Here is a 2440-nt window from a genome sequence, read left to right as displayed (position 1 = left end):
ACACTGGGTGATGGGTCTCGATGCCGCGTCGCTGGTCCGCTGGGCGAGCCGGCTCGATGCGGGCTTCGCCGGCGGAGGCCGGCAGCGCGCCGCGCGGGCGGTGGAGATCGCGATCCTCACGGGCGTGGCGCTCTCCGCCTGGCAGGCCCGGGCCGACGAGGAACTCGCCGTCGCGGCGGCGCCCACCCTCGTGTCCACAGTGGACGAGGTGGTGTGGGTCGACGACGTGGTGGCGCGGCGGATCCGCAGGCTGGGCGCGATCATGCTGCACGAGCGGCCGTTGCCGAAGCCGCCCGCGCAGGACGTGCGCGCGGCCATCCAGGAAGGGCTGCGCAGACACGGGCTCGGCCTGGTCCGCCTCGACGAGCGTGCCCTCGCTTTGCGCGCCCGGCTCGACCTTCTGCACCGGACCCTGGGTGACCCGTGGCAGGCGGTGGACGACAACGCCCTGCTGGCCGCCGCCGAGACCTGGATCGGCAACGCCCGAAACCGCGCCGACCTCGGCCGCGTGGACATGACCGCCGCCCTCCGGACGCTGCTTCCCTGGCCGGCCGCGACCCGGCTGGACGAGCTCGCGCCGGAGCGGATCGAGGTGCCCTCGGGGTCGAAGATCCGGGTCGACTACAGCGGCGACCGGCCCGCGCTGCCGGTGAAGGTGCAGGAGGTGTTCGGGTGGACCGAGAGCCCGACCGTGGTCGACGGCCGGGTCCCGGTCGTCCTGCGGCTGCTCTCACCCGCAGGCCGACCCACGGCGGTGACGGGCGATCTCGCCGGATTCTGGACGACCGGCTACCCGCAGGTGCGCGCGGAGCTGCGTGGGCGGTATCCGAAGCACCGCTGGCCCGAGGACCCCACGAGCGCTCCCCCGACCCGGCACAGCATCCAGCGAAAGGAGTCCCGGTGATCGACCTGGCGGTCCCGCCGATGCCGACACCATGCTCGCCTTCCTCGACGAGGCGGTGGTGTGGATGGTCGCGCGTGGCCAGAGTGAGCAGTGGGGCGCGGAGCCCTGGTCGGCACAGCCGAAGCGGGTGGCCCGGGTGCGGGCGATGGCCGAGAGCGGGCTTCTGTGGATGGCTGAGTCCGACGGCGCGCCTGCGGGCGCGCTGGTGCTGGGCGACCCCCCGGAACCGATCCCACCGGTCGACGAGCCGGAGGTCTACATCCGGTTCCTGATCACCTCCCGCAGGCTCGCCGGCCGCGGGATCGGGTCCGACCTGATCGACTTCGCCCGGTCGCACACCCGGGCGGCAGGCATCAAGCTGCTGCGCGTCGACTGCTGGGCGGGGGCCGAGGGTCGGCTGGTCGACTATTACGTGCGGAACGGGTTCACCCCGACGGACAAGTTCAGTGTGGACGACTGGCAAGGGCAAGTGCTTGAGCAAAGGCTCGATTGAGCTGACACAAGGTCGCCGCCGACGGCATGCTGAACGGGTGAGCAGCCCGACGCGTACCAGGTCCACCCTGTTCAGCCTGGCCGTGATGGTCAAGAGCCTCGACGGCGCCGTGCAGGTCCTCGCCGCGCTGCTGCTGGCGGCGGTCCCGCCCGCGGTGATCAGCGGCATCGCCAACGCGGTCGTCAGCCGCGACCTGCTGGGCGACCACAGCGGCGCCATCGCCGACGACCTCACCCGCGCGGCGGAGGGCGGCCGAACGTTCGCCGTGGTTTTCCTGCTGCTGCACGGCGTGGTGAAACTCGGCCTGGCCTACGCCCTCCACCGCCGCGCGGTGCGCGTGTACCCGTTGGCCTGCTTGCTCCTGAGCGCCTTGGTCGCCTACGAGGCGATCCGCGCGGTCCGCACGTCGTCGGTGGGGTTGGCGGTGTTCGCGCTGTTGGACACGGCGGTGGTCGTGGTGGTGGCCCGCGAGTTCTGGAAGTCGCAGCAGCCGACGCCGCCTCCGGTGCCCGCCGGCCCGAACCCGCGCTGAAGTCCGCTCCGTGGAGGGCGATGTGGTGCTCGGCAAGCTGATCCGGGATCGGTCCCGGCGAGGCAAGGCCGAGCACGTCGAACGGCATGCCGAGGTCTGGATTCGCGTTCTGCTCGACTGAGCGCCCTGATCGTCTACTGGGCCGTTGTCCCGCGGTAACCGTCCGACATCGAGCGGCTACCCGAGGCGCATCGATAGCGGCACGGTTCGGGCCGTCCACCGAGTCGGCCCGAACCGCGGCGCGCGACCACGTCCTGTCACAACCCGGCTGCGCTACGAACCACACCCAAGGGGACCGTGACGAAAACCGACGACGGTCACCCACCAGTCCGCTTCGTCACCCGCCAGGTGACCCCAACACAAATTCCCGGGAGGCGGACTAGTTCCAAGGCCGTGTAGTTAAGGATTGGGTGGGGTTGTCAACGGGTTGAAATGGGCAACGGAGTTCCTGCTACAACAGTGTCGACCAAGATCACTGAAGCACAGGAACTCCGTTGGACACCCAGTCTTT

At 70.7% G+C, this 2440-nt stretch carries 3 protein-coding genes; all 3 read left to right on the top strand.

Annotated features, from left to right (window positions below):
- A partial coding sequence (locus tag ACRDSQ_RS15365) for an ATP-dependent helicase C-terminal domain-containing protein (protein ID WP_431421834.1) occupies nt 1-904 on the top strand: 904 nt, incomplete at its 5' end.
- Between the two features lie 31 nt (nt 905-935).
- Nucleotides 936-1397, top strand: a complete 462-nt coding sequence (locus tag ACRDSQ_RS15360; protein ID WP_431421833.1) for a GNAT family N-acetyltransferase — start codon at nt 936-938, stop codon at nt 1395-1397.
- Between the two features lie 37 nt (nt 1398-1434).
- Nucleotides 1435-1929, top strand: coding sequence for a DUF2127 domain-containing protein (locus tag ACRDSQ_RS15355; RefSeq protein WP_431421832.1), 495 nt, complete (start codon nt 1435-1437; stop codon nt 1927-1929).
- Nucleotides 1930-2440: the final 511 nt, after the last annotated feature.

The organism is Actinokineospora sp. (assembly GCF_050699995.1).
Taxonomy (GTDB): Bacteria; Actinomycetota; Actinomycetes; order Mycobacteriales; family Pseudonocardiaceae; genus Actinokineospora.
This window is presented reverse-complemented; position numbering and strand designations above follow the sequence as displayed.